The organism is Alkalispirochaeta alkalica DSM 8900 (assembly GCF_000373545.1).
In the GTDB taxonomy this organism is placed as follows: Bacteria; Spirochaetota; Spirochaetia; order DSM-27196; family Alkalispirochaetaceae; genus Alkalispirochaeta; species Alkalispirochaeta alkalica.
On record NZ_KB891703.1, the window covers coordinates 81,125 to 101,124 of the forward strand.

Here is a 20,000-nt window from a genome sequence, read left to right on the forward strand (position 1 = left end):
GGGCTGCCAGCCGCGCTACTTTATGCAGACATTCACCACAAAGGGGCCGTGGGGCGTGCGGAAGGGAATGCAGATCGTAGGCTCCGCCTTGGGCCAGGAGAGGCGATGGTTCTCGCCCTGCACGATGATAGGCGGGGAGATATCGATCGACTGGCCGTTCATGGCCGACACGGCGTTCCCGGCCACGATGTTAATGAGCTCACCCACCATGCTGTTGATCATCTCGTCCTCATCGTCGGGGTTGGTGGTGGTGATACCCGATTTCTTCAGGAGTTTGAGCGTCAGAGCCCGGTGAAACCGGATCGCGATCAGGCCCCGGGCCTCCCCGGTGATACCCAGGATCCCCGATATCTCCCAGCGGTGCTTTACGCTGTGTTCCAGCACGTAGGGCTCCAAGGCGTCGGGGGTCATGCCGAACATCTGCTGAAACATGTTGATCGTGGCATTCAGAAAGGGATTAATGTGTTCAGCGCGCATCCTTGACCCTCCATGCCCCAAGGGGCAAAAACTCTTTAAAATCTCTGACATACCATAGCACAAATCCCGGGGAATCGCAAAGAGAATCACGAAGCGACACCCCCGGAATCAGGCAGGGAAATCAGGCACGGAAAATCAGACAGGAAAGATCATGCACTGCCGGACAGGCGGGGCCGACCGCTGGCGATGGCGGCGATTCCGGCCAGCGCCAGAATAAAGCAGTAGTAGTTGTTTCCCGCCACCACCACGGGGGAGATTCCCGCCACAGAACCGGCCAGAAGCACCTGGGCAGCGTAGGGCATGATTCCCTGAAAGACACAGGAAAAAATATCCAGAATGCTGGCGCTGCGCCGGGGGTCGACCCTGTTCTTGCAGGCGATCTCCTCTGCCAGCCCCCCCGAGAGGATGATCGCTACGGTATTGTTGGCGGTGCAGATATCGGCCGCCGAGACCAGCCCGGCAATACTCAGTTCTCCCGTGCGCCGCCGGTTTTCTCCCCGTGAGCGGGCCGTGATCGCGTCGATCCGTTCCAGAATCCAGGCTATTCCTCCCTGGGTGCGGATAAGCTCTCCCAGGCCCCCGATAAACATGGAGAGCACCATAATCTCCTGCATCTTCTGGAACCCCTGAAAAATATCCCGGGAGAACTGCAGAATGGCGTAGTCGGGGACCACCGCGAGTCCCACCACCCCGGTAAAGAGAATTCCCGTGGCCAGCACGGCAAAGACATTCACCCCCGCCAGGGCCATCCCCAGGATCACCAGGTACGGTAGCGCCAGGAGAATCCGGTAATCCCCTGCTTCTGTTATGGTTCCGTCGGCCCCGAGGATGGCAAAAACCAGAACCGCCACCAGAGCTGCCGGAAGGGCGATGTAGAGGTTCACCCGGAACTTGTCCTTGAGCTGGCACCCCTGGGTGCGGGTCGCCGCTATGGTGGTGTCGGAGATCATGGAGAGGTTGTCGCCGAACATGGCCCCTCCCACGACGGCGCCCATGAGCAGGGGCAGGCCCACCGAGGTCTGTTCCCCCACGCCCACGGCGATGGGGGCGATCGCGGCGATCGTTCCCATGGAGGTTCCCATGGCGGTGGAGACGAAGGCCCCGATAAGAAAGAGACCGGGCAGCACAAAGGCGGGGGGGACCAGGGCCAGCCCCAGGTTTACCGTGGAGGTTACTCCCCCGATGGAGGTCGCCACCGAGGCAAAGGCCCCCGCCAGAAGGTAGATCAGACACATGGTGATGATGTTGCTGTCTCCCACACCCCGGACGAAGATCGCCAGCTGCCCCTCCAGGCTGGTCTTGTTTCGGCCCATGCCCAGAAGGACGCTCAGAACTAGGGCCGGCAAAACAGCCACGGCTGCCGAGAGCTGGTAGAAGGCCATGGCCGTGCCCCTCAGGGTCAGGGCCGTGCCGGTGCCAATGAAGAGGGCCAGAAAGAACAGAAGCGGCAGGAGCGCCACAAAGGAAGGGCGGGTGCCCTCCGGGGCGCCCTTCGATGTGTTATTTGATGTGCCAGCAGAATGTGCTGCGTCAGCAGAGAGCGGTGTATCGTCCACAGAGAAATCCTCCATCGTTCCTGATAGTTCGTGTGAAGTCCCGAGTGTATCCCACAGGGTGTTGGCGGGGCTACACCACCGGGAGGAACAGGAAAACTTGCCCTTCCAGGGCGTGCCGGGTAAGCTTGAACAATGCCAGGACGAAACGCGCCGTGTCCCTGTGGGAGCGGAAAGAAGTACAAGCACTGTTGTCTTCGCACCGACGAGGCACAGAGCCGGATGACAGAGCAGGCCGGGCTCCCGTCGCCCCACGAACTCCAGGGCGCCCTGGAGGAGTATCGCCGGTTTTGCGAGGCCCTTCCCCGGGATGCCGAGGTCCCCTCCTTCATGGAGTATCGCGGCCGCGCAAATCCTGCCTCGGATGTCCTGGGGCAGCTCAGGCAGGCGGCGGCGGGCCAGGACTTCGGAAGTATCCAGGAGCTTCAGGCCTTTTGCACGCAACATCTGGAGCAGGCTAACGATCAACCGTGCCCCGATTTTGAGGGCCTTTCCCCGTCACAGATGCAGGAGATTCTTGACATCCATGAGGAGACCGGGGGAAAGAAGAAGGTCCCGCTCCTGTACCGTAACAGCGCCCTGACCCCGGACCGGGCGGAGAGTTCACCCCTGATTCAGGTGATTCGGTGGTTGCTCCGCTATCACGCCGAACACGGCGGGAAAACCCGGTTGACAGACCGCCAGAACTACCCCCGTGATCTCTGTCGCGTCTATCTGGCCCGGTTCCCCCAGTCCCGTCTCGCAGGGGGCTCGGCACCCAAGGAGGCGTCGCTTCCCGGACTGGTCGTGGCTCACGATGTGGTGGTTGCCCAGGGATGGACCCGGGAGGAGTCCCGTCGCAGCGAGCTCACGACCGAGGGCGTTCAGATGCTGGCCGACGATGCGAGCCCCACGATCTTCATGAAAGCGCTGGATTTCTTTCTCTTTTACAGTTCCTGGGTTGAGAATCTTGACGTCTCCCGGGAGGACGAGGCGCATCTGTCTATCATCCAGAGGTCGGCGATCTTCTCGCTCTATCTTCTGTCCCGCTATCCCGAGGGAACGCTTGAGGATCTGACCGACCGGTTTGTTCGGGCCTTTCCTGCCTTCCTCGGGGCAGCCCGGGGTGATGTATCGGAGATACGCTGGTTGCGCCAGGTCTACCAGTATCTGCTGCTGCAAAGGTTCTGTGTTCCCCTGGGGCTGGTAAAGATCACCACCGATGGCGAATACCGGACGACGCCCCTCTTTCGGCAGGGGCTGGTTTTCTCTACGGAACGGCCTGATACCCGGCCCCGGGGCAGTATTTCAGGGCCACCCCGTTAATGCAGTACCGGAGCCCCCCTCCGGACGGGCCCCGTTGGGAAAGACGGGGCCCGTCGGGAAAAACGTGGCCCAGATGAGCATCGCAGGTATTGCACCGTATCTCGATCCGGCTCATGCCGAGAGAATCATCCCTGCTGTAGGCCACAGCCCTGGCATGGAGGGGCTCCGTAAAGGAGGGCCAGCCTGACCGGGAGTCAAACTTGGTGTCGGTGCTGAAAAGGAGTTCGCCGCAGCAGACACAGCCGTAGGTTCCCGGTTCGAAGCGGGTGCACAGGGCCGAGCTGTGGGGCCGCTCTGTTCCCGCCGCGCGCGTTATCCGGTACTGCTCCTCCGTGAGCAGGGCTCTCCATTCGCGATCGCTCTTCTCCAGGCGTCGCTCCGGTGGGGGATTCTCCCCGTCGGCGAGTCGGCATATATCGTTCCAGGTAGTCATAGGAGAGAAATACTAATCTTTTTACGGGGAGGCAACTATTCGGCACCGGACCCTTTCGGGGGGGCCTGTCCCGGCCAGGAGGTGCGGGCAAAGGCTGAACCACCCCGCCCTGCGGGACCTCCCCGGCCAAACCGAAGGTAGATGATTTCCTTGCGGCGCCGCTCCTGCCAGACCGAGTAGGCCAGGGCGAGGTTCCTCTTCAGGGTCCGGTGTCGTGACCGGTTGAAGGCCCGGCGGTGACCCTCCCGGGGAAGCTCCCGGAGGGACCACTCCGTGAGGGCTCTCAGGTCCAGGGGTATCTCGGGGTCTGCTGTGGTTTCGAAGACCGGGCAGGGGAGCCCTGCCTTTTTCAGAGCTCGCTCCAGGGAACGGCCAGCCCCCGAGGCCGGCCCCCTTCCCGAGAGAGGGCTGAAGGGATCCAGGTCGCACCGGGTGATCACGGCAGCCACGGGCGCAATGGTCTTGCGGGAATCCTTTCCCCGGTGATCCTGCCCCGGTTCGGTCCGCCCGGTGCCCGATGCGATTCCTGCGATCACCTCTACATGATGGGCGATCGGCCCGGGATCATCCCCGGCGAGGCAGTACCAGATCAGGTGAAACGCCCCGTCGGGGGCATCGCTTCGGGAGGTCTCCTGAAGAGTCCGGGAGATGTAGCGGGTTTCGGTTATCTGGAGGAGCGGCCCCGGATCGTCGGTGTTTTCTCCGGGCAGGGGGTCTTCATCGCCGAAGATGGCCCGGACCAGGGAGGTCTTGCCCGTTCCCGGGGCTCCGGCAACGAGGAGCAGGGGGGCCGTGTCTTCGGGGTACGGAATCGGCGGGTGTGCATCGTCTCGGTCCATGGGGCTCCTTTCTTTGGTATAACCGGGCTCTTCCGGACTGCTCTTCCTATCATAGCAACGGGGGGCGACATAACGTGTCACAGGCCGGTGAAGTTCTCCCCGGTGTGGTGCTTCGGTAATCATCCCGGCCAGCACAGCGGGTCTCCCGGGTTCCCCGAGGGGGCAGGTCTCCTCCACAACGGAGTTGGTCCAGTTTTACCGCATCAACCACGTCACCGTCGCCAGGGGGATCAACCTTCTGGTGGATCAGGGGATTCTCTACAAAAAACGGGGGATCGGGGTGTTTGTGGCCCCCGGTGCACGGGAGGCGCTTCTGGAGGCCCGGCGCGGGAGATCTTCTACCGGGAGGTTCTCGCCGACCGGGAGCGGCATCCCCGGATCGTGGTGATCTCGACCACCTGGTCTCGGAGATGGACTATACTGTTTGACCATGTCCTGTTGTGCATCGGGGGCAGCTGCTGGTGAACGAATCCCTGGAGGGAGGGCTCCGGGTGGGACGGTCCCTCCTGACGGTTCTGGACCTTCCGGCGGGAGGTCTCCTGACGTCCTCGTTGCCGGTGCTTCTCGTGGCAAGGGTGGGGGTGATAGCACTGGTTCTGGTGATTCTCCGGGTGGTTACCTGGCGCATACCCCTGCGGGTCCACGACTGAGGGGGCTTTCAGGGCGGTTCAGCACCGGCGCCATCGCGCGGCACGGCCTGCTCCGATCCGTTCCAGGCGCCCCTCCTTTTTCAGGTTCTGCATGGTTGTCCGCAGGCGCTGGTCCGGGAGGTCGGGAACCAGCGTCCGGAGCTCCGCAATCGAGAAGGGCTCTTCCAGAGCTGCCCCGTCCAGAATGAGCTGCCGCAGGTCCTGGGTGGAGTCCCCGGAAGAACGAAGGTTGTCGGCGGCATAGACCGCCGGGGGCTCTCCTGCCTGGGCGACCCGGTCTGGCTGATCCTGATCGGGATGGGGCTCTTCCCGCCGGTGCCAGAGTTCCTTTGCCCTGGCAGAAAACCAGGCGTTGGTCCACTGCTCTCCTGCCTTCCGGCTCCCGGCGTAGACGAACTGGATTCCCCGATGCACCACGTGGAGCTCGGCCAGGACACGCAGGGCGTGGGTGATGGGCCAGCGGCCCTCCATCTTGCGGGGGTTCAGAAAATCACGGTATTCCGCCTCTATCACCACCGCTGCGTGGTCCCACCGGCCAAGATCATCGAGCTTGGCGTGAAGCCCCTGGAGAGAGGAAAAATCGGAGAGCAGGTTTTCAAAGGTCTTGCGTTCCACCACGGCGTGGAGCTGATGGTCGATCTCCAGGGCGTAGTCGCCGGCGGGGAGCTTGCGCCGTTCCGTGGCGGGGCCGGGAAACTTCCAGGGATAGCGCTCGGCGCTGTCCACAATTACCCGGTAGGGGCTGTGGCCCGGGGGCAGACGGACCCGGGAAGAGGAGCGATGCTGGTTCATTCCCTGCTGGGTTCGGAAGAAGATCTGTTCGTAGGTGCCGGGACGGTTCTTGTAGCGTTTTTGCAGAAAGAGAAAGTTGCACCGTTTTCGTGTGGGCCTGTCCAGAATCACCGTAAGCTGCTTGCCGAACCGCTCGAGGCGGACCACGGGTACCCGCTCGACCTCGGTAAACTGCCAGGGTTCTCCATCGGGCTCGCCCTCGCGGATGCAGAAAATCTGCTTGCCGCTGCCGGGCCACTTATCCTGCGTCCAGAGCGCGATAACCTGTTCGGTGCCGCGCCGAATTTCCACCCGGTAGGGGAAGCGGTCGTTACCGGTGGTGTACAGAATCCACAGGGCCGGGTTTTCCATGGGTCTCTCTCCGGAACTCACCATAGTGGGAACGATGGCAGGGGTCAATTGCCACCGGGGACAGGGGTGCTTTCGCGGAACAGGGAACCCTCCGGGCGAACTTCGGTGTATACTCTGTTCATGGCACGACGAGGGAAAAAATTCGGTACTGTCCGGCGAGGCCGGTGGCGAAATGTGGTGAGCGCCGGGGTCATGCCGGTGGTCTTGAACGGCGTACTGTGGCCCCTGGCACTGACACAGGCTCCTCCTGCCCTGATCCTGGCGGAGCCGCAGCAGGCCTTGTGGTACGTGGTGCCCCTGGTGGGGATCCCCTTGCTTGCCCGGTGGGTCTCGATGCTGGTGAGTACGGCGCGGTGGGGATCTCTGCATTTTGAACTGACCGGGGAAGCGCCCGCTCCCGGGGGGGTGCTTCGGGGTCAGGTGGTAACGGGGCTGGAGAAACTCCCCGGGGTTCGTCGTGGTGCCGATGCGGCAGGGCACGCGGCGGCCCTGCCGCCGGAGTACAGGGTAACCCTGCGGTGCATTGCCCAGCGGGATCTGATGCTCCGGTCCCGCCAGCGTCGGGAGCGGGTGGTAACCGAGGTGAGCACCACCGTAGCGATGGAAGAGGCCATCACCGCCTCGGGGAAAACCCTTCTGCTCCCTGTGGACCTGGCGATACCCTCCGATGCCCCGGTCACCATGATAACCAACGACCGTGGCGAGGGCATCTGGTGGGAGCTGGTGGTAGAGAGTACAACCCTGAGACCCGCGCTCCAGGCGGTAATCCGCCTGCCCGTGGTCAAAACGACCAGCCCCGGCACGGCAGAAACCGGGGAAGGCCCGAGGCCTTCAGCAGAAGGAATGGCCGCGGGCACCCTGCCCGATGCTATCGACGGTGCCGAAGCGACGCGTCTGGTTTCCGGGGAACCCCGGGAGCTTGTGACGGCCCTTGAGAAGGAACGCACCGCCGGGGACCCCCGGTCTGTGGCGGGCCGGCTGGTTCGCCCCAAGGCGGGACTCTTCCGGATGGGCTATACCCCCTCGGGAGAGCTGGTGGCGGTCTCCCTGCGGGGCGACAGGGCTGTGGGAGACCTCTGGTCCGGACTGCTGGCGGTGGTGGGCGTGGCCCTGGTGGCGGTTGGGATGATCCCCCTCGCCCTGGGTCTCCTGGTCGTCATTGTCGCTCTGCGGGCCCTTCTGGGCCCCGTCCTGGTGCGGGTCGTGGCGGCCCCCGAGAACCTGCGGGACGACAGGGTGCTCCGACGAAAGCACCAAAGCCGTTGCCGGGAGTGGTCGGCGATCAGCTCCTGCAAGATCGTACCGGGCATGCAGCGCGTCTCCCGCCAGGGCACCATCGTGAAATGGGACCTCCTGGTCCAGGAGGGGCAGAAGCAGAGCCTCCTGGCGCTCCGCACGGAGACCGAAGAAGCCGCGCAGGCCCTGGCGGAGGCGATCCATCAACGCGCCCGGGGCCGGAGCGGCACCCCGTAAGGGAGCTCTCGGGGTCAGGCGAAGAGATCGAAGACCCCGGCTGCCTTCACAAAGAGCATGGGTGGCATACCCTCGTACTGCTGCACCTGACGGGTGAAGAAGAGTTCGTCCAGCTCGAAGGCCTGTGCCAGCTGGTGCATGGGTTTGCCGGGCATCCCCAGAAGAACCAGCGCGGCATCGGCCGATGTCTGCGCCACCGTCTGGGGAAAGGGCTCGGTCCCCGGTTCCAGCAAGAGAACCTCCCCGCCCAGGCGGGCGCCATTCATCAGGGCCTCCATCTCCTCCCGGGCAATCTGGCGGTCTTCGTCTTCCCTCAGTTTGCGGATGATCCTGATGGACCCGGAGTAGCTTTTCTGCTCCCGGCGCCAGGACTGGCTGACGATATAGGCCAGAAGAGCCATCAGGTTTCCATTCTCCTTGCCCTTCCAGTAGACATCGATCCGGTTTGCGCCTATTTCCACCTTGCCGTGGCGGGAAAGGATCACGTTGACGCGGTCCTCCATCAGATCGCGGATGAGATCCGTCAGGTTAAGCCGGGTATCCATGGGAACCACCACGGTATTGAACTTGAAACCGCCGGGACTGGCGGCCTGGGCGATGGTTCGAATGGCCGTACCAAAGCGGTCCTCGCTGCTGCGGATCAATCGGGCACCGGGAGGTACCGTGACAGTCTCCGGGTCCAGCTTTCGGGGACACATGATATTAACCGCCACGAACCCCCGGTACTCTCCAATGCGGCGCGCCATGGTATGCAGTCGCTCCACCTCCTCGTTCCGGTCTGCAAAGCCGAAGACCCCCATAATGGGGCGCCAGTTTTTGGTCCCCTGGACGATGTGGCCCAGACGCTTCATCCCCCAGCTCAGGGAGGAGAAGAGAAGCCCCCACCAGACACCTTCCAGCATGTTGCCTGCGCGGTACTTCAGCAGCAGATAGAACATGATCAGCTGTACCCCGATAACACCGATCCCGATGCGGTAGTCAAAGAGGACGATTACCATGATGCAGACCAGAAATCCGTAGAGCGAGATGATCCAGTGGCCCTTGCTGGTGGGGCGGAAACTGGGGTTGCCGCTGATGCGCTCGAAGAAGGCCGCCATATTCATCCAGGCATAGACCACGAGAAAACAGATTCCCACGATCAGCGATGCGATGGCGATATCGCCCGCCCAGATAACCGGCAGAAAGATGAGAAAGGTTACCACCGTAGCAACCCGGGGTTCCCGGCCCTGGCGGACAAAATCCATCCCCAGGAACCGCAAGGAGCGGGGGAGCACTCGATCGCGCACCAGGGCCTGGGCCGTTCGTGGTGCCGTGAGAAAGTAGGAAAGGGCCGATGACCCCGTGGCAAAGAGAATACCCGTGAGAAGCACCGTCAGAATGATGGGCTCCTCCATAAAAATGTTGATAGTCGACGGGATGTATCCCGGCGCCGGGGTGAGCAGATCGTGGCGAATGAACCCGAAGACCGCCGATGTGGCCACATACACCACAAAGGTCACGGCGATTGCCAGGAAGGTCCCCCGGGCAAGGGATTTTCCGGGGGTTTTCAGGCTCCCGCTCATGCCTACCCCGGCGTCGATCCCCGTAACAGCGGGGAAGAAGGTGGCAAAGGCAGCCCAGAAACCGATGCTTGGAACGAGGCTTCGGCCCAGAGGAGTCGCCGTGAAGATCGGCTCGCCGCTGTTCTGGGGGTTGAATACCGGAGAGAGCAGGACCAGCGCTACGGACGCAACCAGTATGACGAAGATCGCCGACTGCAGTTTTGACGCAAAATCTGCTCCCGCCAGAGCAGCGATCATGGCGATAAAGCCGATTCCCGTGGCGATGATCTGCTGCTGCACAAGAACAGAAATGCCGTAGGTCTCCACCGCCGAGGCGACCAAGGGAAGGCGTACCAGAAACTGCTGCAGGGGCTGGGCAAAACCGACCGCATAAAATCCGATGCTCGCTGCCTGGGCAATAAAGAGCTGGATCCCGATGGAGCCGCCAAAGGCCATGCCCAGGGAATGGCGCGAGAGGGCGTACATCCCCCCGGCCCCCACCTTCTGGACGTTGGAGGAGCTGTCGGCGATGGAAAAGGCTGTGGCCAGGGTGGCGGTGTTTGCCAGTACCACGATGATGATCACATTCCAGAGCCCTACCGCACCCACCAGGAGGGGCAGGATAAGGAAGAGCACCGCTCCCAAAATCGCCTCGAAGGACGGAACAAAGACTCCGGCAAAGGTTCCCAGCTTTTTCATAGTGATGACAAGTATACGCAATTTTGCACCGGTGGGGTCAAGATAATGTTCCCCACAGCCCGCAGGTCTCTCCCGGGCTTGTGTTTCGCTACAGGGTTGCCTATTCTTCCGGCAACAGGAGGGANCGAAATCACGGCAAATCGGAAGGTTCTCTGCATTCTCGCGCTCCTTTTCTTGTCCGCTGTGACCCTGCCCTCTGTGGCCGAGCCTTCCGTGGCCGAGCCCTCCGTGGCTCGGGCGCGGCCCGACACGCTCGGCGTCCTGGCTTTCCAGTCCGTCTCCGTGACGGAGGCGCAGTGGCAGCCCTTGGTGGATTATCTCAATGCCACCGTGGAGGGGCTCAACCTGGAAATCCGGGCCTTCAACTACCCCGATCTGGAGCGGGCTATCCAGCAGGGTGAACTGGACTATGTTCTGACAAACCCGGGGCACTACATCATCCTGCGGCATCGGGAACGTTTTTCCGCCCCCCTGGCCAGCCTGATTCAGCAGGTCGATGGTGAGCCAATCCGGGGATTCGGGGGCGTCATGGTGGTCCCGGCCGGGAGGGATGACATCGGGAACGCGGGGGATCTGCGGGGAAAAACCGTGGCGGCCGTGAGCCCCAACTCGCTTGGGGGGTATCTGGCACAGGCCTTCGAGTTGCGGAACCACGGAGTGGTAGACAAAGCCCATCTGAACCTGGTCTTTACCGGCATGCCCCACGCCGCAGCTATCGAGACGATGCTGAAAGGCGAGGTCGATGCCGCCTTTGTGCGGAGTGGGGTTCTGGAATCGCTGATACGGGAAGGCCGTCTGCAGGAAGATGAAATCCGTCTTCTCAACCCGGTGTCACACCCCGGGTTCCCCCAGGCCCTCTCCACCCCGCTCTATCCCGAGTGGCCCTTTGTGGTGCTCACCGACTCCGATGAGGAAATGGCCCTGCGGGTGGCCGCGGCGGTGCTCTCCCTGCCACACGACGGTGAGGTCAGCCGGCAACTGGGGATCCAGGGATTCACCATCCCCGCCGATTACCGGCCGGTGGAGGAGCTGCTCCGGACCCTGCGGCAACCTCCCTTCGATCAGGTGCCGGAGTTCACCCTGGTGGACGCCTGGCAGCGCTGGAGAAGCGAGCTGATTGTCCTGGCGCTCCTCGTGATGCTTCTCGTGACAGTCGGTTCGGTGGTGCTGGTCGTTCGCAGGGTCAAGGCCCGGCAGGCCGAGTTTCAGGCCAGCCTGCTGGCCGGTCTGGGCGAGGGCGTCTTCGGGGTGGATCGTCGCGGCCGGTGCACCTTCATCAACCAGACTGCGCTGCGCATGCTCGGCTACAAACGGGAAGAGGTCCTTGGACAGGATCAGCACAGCCTCTTCCACCATAGCTGTCCCGACGGTTCACCCTACCCCTGGGAGGATTGCCCGGTTTGCCGGACCGGTACGGACGGTCTGGAGAGGAGGGGCGAGGAATGGCTCTGGCACAAGAGCGGTGAGGGCTTCCCTGTGGATCTGCTTGTGACGCCCCTGTATCGAACCCGGTCCTCCCGGAGCATCGCGAACCGGAGCGGGCTGCACCCCACGACCGTGGCCCGGAAGAGAAAACAGATCGGCTGTATCGTGAGCTTTCTGGACATCCGGTCCCGCAAGCTCGCCGAGGAACGACTGAAGAACAGCCTGGCCTTCCAGCGCTCTGTGGCCGGTATCTCCTCGCGCTTTGTCACCACAACGGAAGAGCGTTTTGACGACGATATCAGCCACATGCTCGAGACCCTTGGCGGTGCCTTCCACGCCCACCGAAGTTATCTGGTTACGTTTTTCTGCGACGGCGACGGCGACGGCGACGGCGACGGCGCACCCAGTGTCCACCAGTGGCACGCCGGAGATGGGCCGCTCCGGGGTGAGGAGGGCCAGCCCCTGCCGGCGGCCTCGCTCGCGTGGCTCACGAGGCAGATTCTCTCGGGAAAAGCTGTGCATATTCCCGATATCGAGGCCCTTCCCGATGAAGCAGGGGCGGTGAAGCGAGAACTGGCGGCCGGGAACATTCGATCCCTTATGGCTGTGCCAGTTATGAGTGCCCAGAAGATATGGGGCTTTGTCGGGTGCGATGGATGCGATGGGTGCGCGGGGGCACCCCTCTGGGGCGAACGCGAGATTTCCAGCCTCGCCGTGCTGGCGAATATGGTGGGCGAGATTCTTCTCAAACTGCAGGCCCGGCGGGAACTGCTTCGGGCAAACCGGGATCTGGAAGACGCGACCGCCCGGGCCAGGGAGATGGCGGCCCAGGCGCGTCAGGCCTCTGCTGCCAAGAGCGAATTCCTGGCGAACATGAGCCACGAGATACGAACGCCGCTTAATGCCGTTATCGGTTTCACCGATCTGCTCCGGGATACCCCGCTCTCACCGGTGCAGGCGGACTACGTCCACAATGCCAACGTGGCCGGACACAGCTTGCTCGGTATTATCAACGACATCCTCGATTTCTCGAAGATCGAGGCGGGGATGCTGCATCTCGAGATGGTTCAGACCGACATGATCTCCCTCCTGGAACAGAGTATTGACCTTGTGAAGTACGGCGCCGCAGAGAAAGGACTGGAACTGCTCCTGCATATTGACCCCGCCATGCCCCGTTTTGCCGTGACCGACCCCGTTCGCCTGAAGCAGGTTCTCACAAACCTCCTGGGAAACGCCGTTAAATTTACGAGACAGGGCGAGGTGGAACTCCGTGCGGGGTATACTCCCCCGGGGGCGGACGCACAGGGAGTCCTCTCCTTCTCCGTTCGCGATACCGGTATTGGCATCTCCAGGGAGCAGCAGGCAAAACTTTTCAAGGCCTTCTCGCAGGCCGACAGCTCCACCACCCGCGAGTTCGGCGGCACCGGCCTGGGGCTGATCATCTCTGATCTGATCGCCCGGAAGATGGGCAGCAGAATCCGGATCGATAGCAGAGAAGACCAGGGAAGCACCTTCTCCTTTGAGATCATCACCGACACCGAGGATGGGGAGGAACCGGACAGAACAGCCATCGCCCGGGTCAGGCGCTGTCTTATCATCGACGACAACGCGCATAACCGCCTTATCCTCGGCGAGATCCTTGCAACCTGGGGGATCGTCAGCGAATCCTGCGATAATGGCTTCTCCTCCCTGGAGATCCTCGAGACTTCAGAACCCTTCGATGTGATCATCTGCGACTACCATATGCCCCGTGTGGACGGGCTGGAGACCATTCGCATGATCCGGGAGCGACTGCAGCTCGGCCCCGATACCCAGCCGGTGATCCTGCTGCACTCTTCCACGGAGGATGCCGCCTTTCACAGGGAATGCGAGGAACTGGGGGTGCGCTTTCGCCTGAGCAAACCGGTGAAGAGGGGGGACCTCTTTGAGTATCTGAGCCACCTCCGGGACCCGAAGGTGCCAGGGGCCCCTCAACGAGAGGACTCATCGGGGGAGGTTGAGACTCCCGGAGAGAACTGCCGGGGCAGGACCATTCTGATCGCCGAAGATGTGGAGATGAACCTCCTGATGATCAGGGCGATGCTGGAGAAACTCTGCCCGGGGGCGACGATCCTGGAGGCAGCCGACGGGGTCGAGGTGGTCAGACAGTACCGGCAATCCTCGCCGGATCTGATCCTGATGGACGTGCAGATGCCGCTTCGGGATGGGCTGGAGGCCACCCGGGAGATTCGTGCCCTCCAGAAGAGCGGAGACCGAGAGGTTCCCGTAGTTGCCCTTACTGCGGGGGCCTCCAAAGAGGAGCAGGAAAAATGTTTTGCTGTCGGCATGGATGACTTTCTGACCAAGCCGGTAGAACCGGAAAAACTCAAGGTTCTCCTGGAACGCTACCTGACGCCTTCTGAAACGCCCCCGGGGTGATCCCCCGGAAGGGGCCTTACAGCCCCATGTCCCGGGGACTCCGAGCCAGGAACACCGACGCATCACCCCCACGCTCGGCGAGCTTTCCGTTGCGAAGAAACCCCATCTTCCCCGATACAGGGTCGCCCGGAGACCGCAGGGTCAGTAGATGGAATCCGGGGATATCTGATACAAGAGGGTGCAGAGCCATCGCCTCCTGGGCAGGTTCGCCACAGGAAAAGCTGTGAAACCGGCCACCGGAAGGGTGGCCCCGGGGGGGAGCCCCGGAGTTGGGAGCCCTGGCGTGGGATCGTACCGTGGTTGAGATACTGTTCTATGTGCTGGTGCCTCTTCTGGTTGTGCCGCCACTGGTCCGCTACTGCCTGCTGCCCCTCCTGATCCTGGTCATAAAAGGGGTTCATCTGCCGCGCCAGATGGCACGACTCCACGCTCAGGGGACAGGGGCTCTATCCCCCGATGCACTGGATCCGGTGCTGGCGCTGGTCAGAAAAAAACTGAAATCCTTCACGGCCATGACCATCAACCCCCTGGACGATCTCAAGGACGTCATTGCCGCCGTGGTGGCAGATTCCGGCTCCGGCAGAAAGGACGCCCTGCGCCCGGATGCTACCGGGCCCATCCGGCTGGATTGCACGGTACTGCAGCTCATCTACGTGGGATATCGAATTTTCGACGATCTTCACCAGGATTACGGCCGGACCTGGTGGTTCCGGCGAGCCGGAAAGATCCCCATCGGCTGGTACCGGCAGGTCAATATTCTGGGCCGCTCCCTGAACAGGGTTCTCTCTCTCCCCCATATCCGGTTTTTGCGGAACCACCGCTTTCTGGGCCGGGCAGTGCGGCTCCTCCTGATTCCCCTGGTGGGGGTGCCGGATCTGATCATCTCGGTATTTCTGGGGTCCACCATCGGCCTGGTTCACGAGGCGCTCGTTCGCTACGCCTACGGAACAGCCCTGTTGAGGGCCGGGTATTACAGCATCTGCGTGTACGGTATGGATGATCCCGAGATACACACCAGGATGGCGTCTCTGGCAACGGAGGAGATTCACGGTGAGGCCGAAAGAATCCGGGCCCTTCTGGGCGGACAGGGCGATCCCGACCACGACGGGCTCCGGTCTCCCCGCTATCAGGAGGCGGTGCAGGCGTACCAGACGATGCTCGGGCAGTTCCGGCTTCAGCCCGACCCCGTTTTTTCCGGCCGGCAGGGCCAGAAGAACAGCCTCCAGAGATCGATCCAAGAGACGGGGCAGTGGATGGGAAACATCTATTCCGGGGTCTTTTCGAACCCCCGCAACGACCGGGAGAACATACCGCAGATGGTTGAAACGATCTCCCGGGTTTGGGTGCCTTCCCGGGAAAACCTCTGGGACACCCTGCGGTGCCAGGACCTGGTGCTGGCCGGCTATTGTGCCAGTATTCTGGCCATGGATCGATTTTTGCAGCAGCCACTGCTGAAAAAGACCCTGGGGGGCCAGCGCGTCCATGTCCTGGTGTCGGCGGCAACCCTGGTGAACCGCTTCAGGACCGCCCCGGGGATCCGGCAGGTGCTCCAGGTGCAGCAACAGACCTGTCGCTCCTGGCGGTTTTCCCGGTTGGGCCAGCTGGCGGTCAAGGCCGTGGCCCTGAAGCAACCGGGGGGACTGGTTATCTTTCTTGCCGGGGCCGGTCTGAAACAGGCCCTGGAAGATCATCTGCGCCAACAGGTCTACTACGCTCTGGGGCGAATCACCCTGTACGTCTGGGATCAGAACGATCGCGACACCGGGAAGAAGCGTCCCCTCCCCCGCATCTGATCGGCTGAAACGCCCGCAGGGAGCTGTTCCTGCAAGAAACCCGCAAAAAAATGTGAGGCCTGTGTCATCTTGTGTCGCACCCCGCCCCTATACTTGGGTGTATCGCACGTACAAAGGATCTGGTGATCCCCAGAGAGGGGTGGAGGAAGATTATGAGAATGGACGAAGCGCACTATGTATGTTCAGCCTGTGGGCGGATATTTTCAGGAGTACAGACCTGCGAGAGCTTTTGCCACACCTGGACCCTTCATGACCTCCTGTACGCCGCAGTTCCAAAGGCCAGGATAGACGAATCGGATATCAGGTACACCGTCCGGCCCTACTGCCCCTATTGCGCGAGCTTTGAGGTGGGCCCCAGAGGTCCCAAGGACGAGTGATTGTGGGGGGCTTCAGGGGGTTTTTTACCTGGTCTCGGAGGGAACCCGTGGTGAGTATTTCAGATTGATAGGCTAGTCTAAATATGGAACAATATATGCACTTGGAGGGCTGGGGTGTGAACTTTAGTGAAGATATAAAACCAATTTCTTATATTAAAACGAATGCTGCCGACATGTTAAAACGTGTAAATGAAACGCATAATCCAATAGTAATTACGCAAAATGGAGAAACAAAAGCTGTTTTATTGGATACCGAGTCATATCAAGATATGAGAAATAGTCTTGGAATTTTAAAATTACTGACTGAAAGTGAGAAGGACATAGAAAACAGGAGTATTCACGATCAGAACGAAGTATTTAAGGAAATAGAAGAAAAGCTTATTAAAAACAATAAAACGTAATTGCTGACAAGCGATCAAGATGAAAATCATTTGGACCAGGACCGCAAAAAAAGATTTGATAGAAATTATCGATTATATTGCAAATACATCGTCAGAAACCGCGTTTGAAAAATTTAACGAAATAAAAGAAAGTGTGGTTAAATTAGAATCAATCCCTGAACACGGAAGAATGATACCAGAATTAAAGAAGCAAAATATTGATAAATACAGGGAATTGATTGTATCCTCCTGGAGGATAATGTATAAAATTGAAGCGAGCAACATATATATTCTGGCAGTTATTGATGGAAGGCGAAATATAGAAGACATTTTGTTGAAAAGACAAATTAGATGAATGATGTTGATATGTCGTTCAAGGAGCGACTGGCAGCAATTTTGCGCCAAAGGAGATCTTGCTAAATCGGTATCGATAGAGGTAGATGAGTAGCAGTGCTGCAACTGGTCTGCTTGTCTGCATTCCGGAAAACCGCAAGCAGGCCTGAATACAGGATCATATTGGCAGACACCCCCTGCTGTCACGGTTTGGGCACCCCCCTTTCGTGGGCTGGCATTGCCGGTTACCCCTGGGTTGTGCAGGAGAAAGGAATCCCGTGGACGGAACGAACAACGCCGGTGAACTCACGCACAGAGCCCGAATAATCGTGCTCGATTCACTCACCAGCAATCATAGTGCCCTCGCCGGAGGGAAGGCCGTCAATCTTGGAGAGATGCTTCGTGCGGGCCTGCCGGTGCCGCCTGGGTTCGTTATCTCAACCGATGCCTACCGTGCGGCCGTGGCGGAGCAGAACCTTGATCCGTCTATCCAGGAGATTCTTTCCCAAACCTCCCTCGATGATGCGGACCAGCTGGAGCGCGCAGCAGTACAGATCCAGGCGCTCTTTCAAGCGGTACGGATTCCCGCAGAACTCAGGGAGGAAATCACCGAAGCGTATTTCTCGCTTGGCAAGGACGTCAGCGTTGCCGTCAGATCGTCGTCCACTGCGGAAGACCTCCCGGGGTTCTCNTTCGCCGGCCAGTACGACAGTTTTCTGAACGTCGCCGGAATCCCTGATCTTCTTGACCGTATCGTGCGCTGCTGGGCATCGCTCTGGAACCCCAGGGCGCTGTCGTATCGGATCAGACAGGGGATCGGGAACGACGATCTCGCGCACGGGGTCGTGGTGCAGAAGCTTGTTGCTGCAGACACATCGGGAATCCTCTTTACGGCCAACCCTCTAAACGGCAGGCGGGATCAGCTGCTTCTGAACGCATCGTGGGGCATGGGGGAGGCTGTTGTCAGTGGCGAGGTCAATCCCGATCAGTGGGTCATCGACAGGGAGAGCGGCCGTATCGTCGAATCCCGGATTGCCCGCAAGGAACAGATGACCATCCGCAGGAAGGACGGCATCTCACACGTGGAGGTCCCGGTCGATCGGCAGGAGGTAGCCTCCCTGAGCGAAGAGGAAATCTCACAGCTCCGGGCCCTGGCCCTCACGGCCGATCAGCACTTTGGTGAACCCCAGGATATCGAGTGGGCGTGCGAAGGGGGCTCCCTCTATCTTGTGCAGTCACGCCCTGTCACCAGCCTCTATCCGGTACCCGAGACGGAGCCGGGCAGACCCGGAGTCCGCATCTACATCAACGTGAACAGCTATTCCCAGGCCATGCAGGAACCGTTTACCCCCATCGGAGAGGATCTGATCCGCATGGCGGTGCGGCGCGTCCGCAAAGATCTCGGTCCCCGAAAGATCCCGCAGAATAGCCTGTGGTATTTCAAGACGGCCGGAGGACGGTTCTTCATGGATATCACGCCCTTCCTGCGACGGGAAAGATTCTGGAAGAAATTTCGAACTCCCGACAGCACTGACAAGGACCCTATCACCACCATGGCCCTGCTGCAGTATCTCGAGGCCAATCGCCACGAGGTATTGCGTTACAAGGAGCGGGTCTCCTTCATCAAGGTGGCAAACCCGCGGCTGCTATGGTTTCTGTTGAACGCATTGCGTGAAGGCCTGCGCGGAAAACGCAATGCCCGTGCTGCGCGCACCCGGGCTATCGCAGCCGGAGATACCGCGCTAGCCGACATCCGCCGCGCCTGCGAGTCTGCCCGCACATACGAAGAGAAGCTCGACTTCATCCGTGAGCAGATCGGGGCGGTCTTCATGGCTGGCGCCGGAACTCTGTTTGGTATCGCTCCCTCGGCCGGGTACATCGCCAGGGTGAGGCGTCTCATGGAGAGGCACCTTGGTGACAGGGCAGACCTGGACTTGGTGGAGAAGGCGGTGCCGCACAGCGTGACCACCAGCATGGGGATGGAACTGATGCAACTTGCCGAGCACTACGATACCACCAACTGTCAGCCGAACGCCGAAGACCGGGAGATTCGGGAATTTCTGGATCGTTATGGGCACAAAAAGAGTATTGAACTCGATCCAGGAACCCCCACCTGGGCGGAAGAGCCCGGTTACGTTCTGGATCTTGTAAGGTCGTACATGGAGAACGGCCGGTATCGGCAGGCGAAGGCCGACTTTGCCCGGAACAGTCGCATGGGCGAAGAGGCCATCGACCGTATCTGTCGGCGGTTGCTGGATGCTGGCAAACCGCGTGTGGCGAAAAAGGTGCGCAAGCTGCTTCACGATTTCCGGGAGATGTTTGGTGCGCGCGAACAGTCAAAGTTTGTCATTACCCAGGGCCTGCAATTGATTCGCAACAGCCTCCACGACATCGGTGGGGAGCTGCACCGGGCGGGGCGGCTCGATCAGAGCGATGATGTCTTCTTCCTGCGGATGGATGACCTCACCTCCCATAGCGATCTCAGGCAAGCTGTAGCGGAGAACCGCGAAGCCTATATCCGCAACGGCCGGCTCAAAGCGCCGCGGCTTCTGACCAGTACCGGCGAGGCGATCCATTCGGCACGAATGGAGAGTGATCGCGATGGTGTCCTGTGTGGTGTTCCGGTCTCGCCGGGGATGCACGAGGGCCGCGTTCGCATCTTGCACACCCCCGAAGAAGGGAGGGATCTGCAGAAGGACGAAGTCCTTGTGACCACCGGCACTAACCCGGCCTGGACGCCTCTCTTTCTCAAGGTAGGGGCGTTGATTATGGAATGGGGAGGGCCGATCTCACACGGATCGGTTGTCGCTCGTGAATACGGGCTCCCTGCGGTTGCGGGTGTGGCCGGGGCCACGAGGCGGCTCGCCGACGGCCAGCGTGTGCGTGTTGATGGCCAGAACGGAGAGGTTGTGATCCTCGGTGACTAAGCCGGTCGAGACCGCTATGCCAGGAGCAGGGGGGATGATTACGTATCGACTGCTACCCTGAAGCATGTTTGTGCGTTCAATTTCGCGCGAGCTCCAGGCGTGGCTCCGGGGAGCACACCGCAAACCGTTGATTCTGCGCGGTGCGCGGCGGGTGGGAAAGGCCACGGCTGTTCGGCGTTTCAGGTTCTGCGGCATACCATAGAAACAGCTCCCCTTGAATCCGGAACACGCATT

15 protein-coding genes and 1 pseudogene are annotated in these 20,000 nt (G+C 60.8%); 10 read left to right on the top strand and 6 right to left on the bottom strand.

Going from position 1 to position 20,000, the window contains the following annotated elements:
* Positions 1-15 precede the first annotated feature (15 nt).
* On the bottom strand, positions 16-477 hold the full coding sequence (locus B071_RS0106855) for a chemotaxis protein CheX (RefSeq protein ID WP_018526365.1): 462 nt from the start codon (positions 475-477) through the stop codon (positions 16-18).
* A 149-nt stretch (positions 478-626) separates the two neighbouring features.
* Complete coding sequence (locus B071_RS0106860; protein WP_215730282.1) at positions 627-2,033, bottom strand: Na+/H+ antiporter NhaC family protein; 1,407 nt, start codon at positions 2,031-2,033, stop codon at positions 627-629.
* 132 nt (positions 2,034-2,165) lie between these two features.
* Between B071_RS0106860 and B071_RS20265 the strand changes: the two are divergent.
* Positions 2,166-2,231, top strand: a pseudogene (locus tag B071_RS20265) (SEC-C metal-binding domain-containing protein); the annotation flags it as partial.
* Positions 2,232-2,252: 21 nt separating this feature from the next.
* The gene (locus B071_RS19860; protein WP_018526367.1) at positions 2,253-3,335 is read left to right on the top strand and encodes a hypothetical protein; all 1,083 of its coding nucleotides are present in this window, start codon (positions 2,253-2,255) and stop codon (positions 3,333-3,335) included.
* Here B071_RS19860 and msrB read toward each other — a convergent pair.
* Together msrB and B071_RS0106875 are read right to left on the bottom strand one after the other, a co-directional pair.
* Positions 3,280-3,768 (bottom strand): peptide-methionine (R)-S-oxide reductase MsrB, encoded by a 489-nt coding sequence (msrB, locus tag B071_RS0106870; RefSeq protein WP_018526368.1) that lies wholly within the window; start codon positions 3,766-3,768, stop codon positions 3,280-3,282. The two genes, B071_RS19860 and msrB, sit on opposite strands and share 56 nt — an antisense overlap.
* 35 nt (positions 3,769-3,803) lie before the next feature.
* Complete coding sequence (locus B071_RS0106875; protein ID WP_018526369.1) at positions 3,804-4,607, bottom strand: GTPase domain-containing protein; 804 nt, start codon at positions 4,605-4,607, stop codon at positions 3,804-3,806.
* Between the two features lie 184 nt (positions 4,608-4,791).
* Between B071_RS0106875 and B071_RS18370 the strand changes: the two genes are divergently transcribed.
* Together B071_RS18370 and B071_RS0106885 are read left to right on the top strand one after the other, a co-directional pair.
* Positions 4,792-4,995, top strand: coding sequence for a GntR family transcriptional regulator (locus tag B071_RS18370; RefSeq protein ID WP_018526370.1), 204 nt, complete (start codon positions 4,792-4,794; stop codon positions 4,993-4,995).
* A 73-nt stretch (positions 4,996-5,068) separates the two neighbouring features.
* Complete coding sequence (locus tag B071_RS0106885) at positions 5,069-5,257, top strand: hypothetical protein (protein WP_157703065.1); 189 nt, start codon at positions 5,069-5,071, stop codon at positions 5,255-5,257.
* A gap of 18 nt (positions 5,258-5,275) precedes the next feature.
* Here B071_RS0106885 and B071_RS0106890 read toward each other — a convergent pair whose 3' ends face one another.
* Positions 5,276-6,400 (bottom strand): ERCC4 domain-containing protein, encoded by a 1,125-nt coding sequence (locus B071_RS0106890; protein WP_018526372.1) that lies wholly within the window; start codon positions 6,398-6,400, stop codon positions 5,276-5,278.
* Positions 6,401-6,520: 120 nt separating this feature from the next.
* Here B071_RS0106890 and B071_RS0106895 point away from each other — a divergent pair, with 120 nt between their 5' ends.
* On the top strand, positions 6,521-7,873 hold the full coding sequence (locus B071_RS0106895) for a hypothetical protein (RefSeq protein ID WP_157703066.1): 1,353 nt from the start codon (positions 6,521-6,523) through the stop codon (positions 7,871-7,873).
* 14 nt (positions 7,874-7,887) lie between these two features.
* Here the strand turns inward: B071_RS0106895 and B071_RS0106900 are convergent, their stop codons facing one another.
* A complete protein-coding gene (locus B071_RS0106900; protein WP_018526374.1) occupies positions 7,888-10,113 on the bottom strand; it encodes an APC family permease in 2,226 nt (741 codons plus the stop codon).
* A gap of 198 nt (positions 10,114-10,311) precedes the next feature.
* On the opposite strand from B071_RS0106900, the gene B071_RS18375 reads away from it, so the two are divergent.
* The 5 genes from B071_RS18375 (at position 10,312) to B071_RS0106930 (ending at position 19,766) form a co-directional block, all read left to right on the top strand.
* Positions 10,312-13,956, top strand: a complete 3,645-nt coding sequence (locus tag B071_RS18375) for a PhnD/SsuA/transferrin family substrate-binding protein (RefSeq protein ID WP_215730283.1) — start codon at positions 10,312-10,314, stop codon at positions 13,954-13,956.
* A 296-nt stretch (positions 13,957-14,252) separates the two neighbouring features.
* A complete protein-coding gene (locus B071_RS0106920) occupies positions 14,253-15,749 on the top strand; it encodes a hypothetical protein (RefSeq protein ID WP_157703067.1) in 1,497 nt (498 codons plus the stop codon).
* Positions 15,750-16,242: 493 nt separating this feature from the next.
* Positions 16,243-16,527, top strand: coding sequence for a type II toxin-antitoxin system Phd/YefM family antitoxin (locus B071_RS0106925; RefSeq protein WP_026245058.1), 285 nt, complete (start codon positions 16,243-16,245; stop codon positions 16,525-16,527).
* Positions 16,528-16,546: 19 nt separating this feature from the next.
* Positions 16,547-16,861, top strand: coding sequence for a type II toxin-antitoxin system RelE/ParE family toxin (locus tag B071_RS19030; protein ID WP_083914591.1), 315 nt, complete (start codon positions 16,547-16,549; stop codon positions 16,859-16,861).
* Between the two features lie 307 nt (positions 16,862-17,168).
* Positions 17,169-19,766, top strand: a complete 2,598-nt coding sequence (locus tag B071_RS0106930) for a PEP/pyruvate-binding domain-containing protein (RefSeq protein WP_438829616.1) — start codon at positions 17,169-17,171, stop codon at positions 19,764-19,766.
* Positions 19,767-20,000 lie beyond the last annotated feature (234 nt).

Bases quoted from the DNA above. Each gene is read 5' to 3' on its own strand.
- B071_RS0106855 (WP_018526365.1), bottom strand. From the start codon at position 477: ATGCGCGCTGAACACATTAATCCCTTTCTGAATGCCACGATCAACATG.
- B071_RS19860 (WP_018526367.1), top strand. From the start codon at position 2,253: ATGACAGAGCAGGCCGGGCTCCCGTCGCCCCACGAACTCCAGGGCGCC.
- msrB (WP_018526368.1), bottom strand. From the start codon at position 3,768: ATGACTACCTGGAACGATATATGCCGACTCGCCGACGGGGAGAATCCC.
- B071_RS0106875 (WP_018526369.1), bottom strand. From the start codon at position 4,607: ATGGACCGAGACGATGCACACCCGCCGATTCCGTACCCCGAAGACACG.
- B071_RS0106890 (WP_018526372.1), bottom strand. From the start codon at position 6,400: ATGGAAAACCCGGCCCTGTGGATTCTGTACACCACCGGTAACGACCGC.
- B071_RS0106895 (WP_157703066.1), top strand. From the start codon at position 6,521: ATGGCACGACGAGGGAAAAAATTCGGTACTGTCCGGCGAGGCCGGTGG.
- B071_RS0106900 (WP_018526374.1), bottom strand. From the start codon at position 10,113: ATGAAAAAGCTGGGAACCTTTGCCGGAGTCTTTGTTCCGTCCTTCGAG.
- B071_RS19030 (WP_083914591.1), top strand. From the start codon at position 16,547: ATGAAAATCATTTGGACCAGGACCGCAAAAAAAGATTTGATAGAAATT.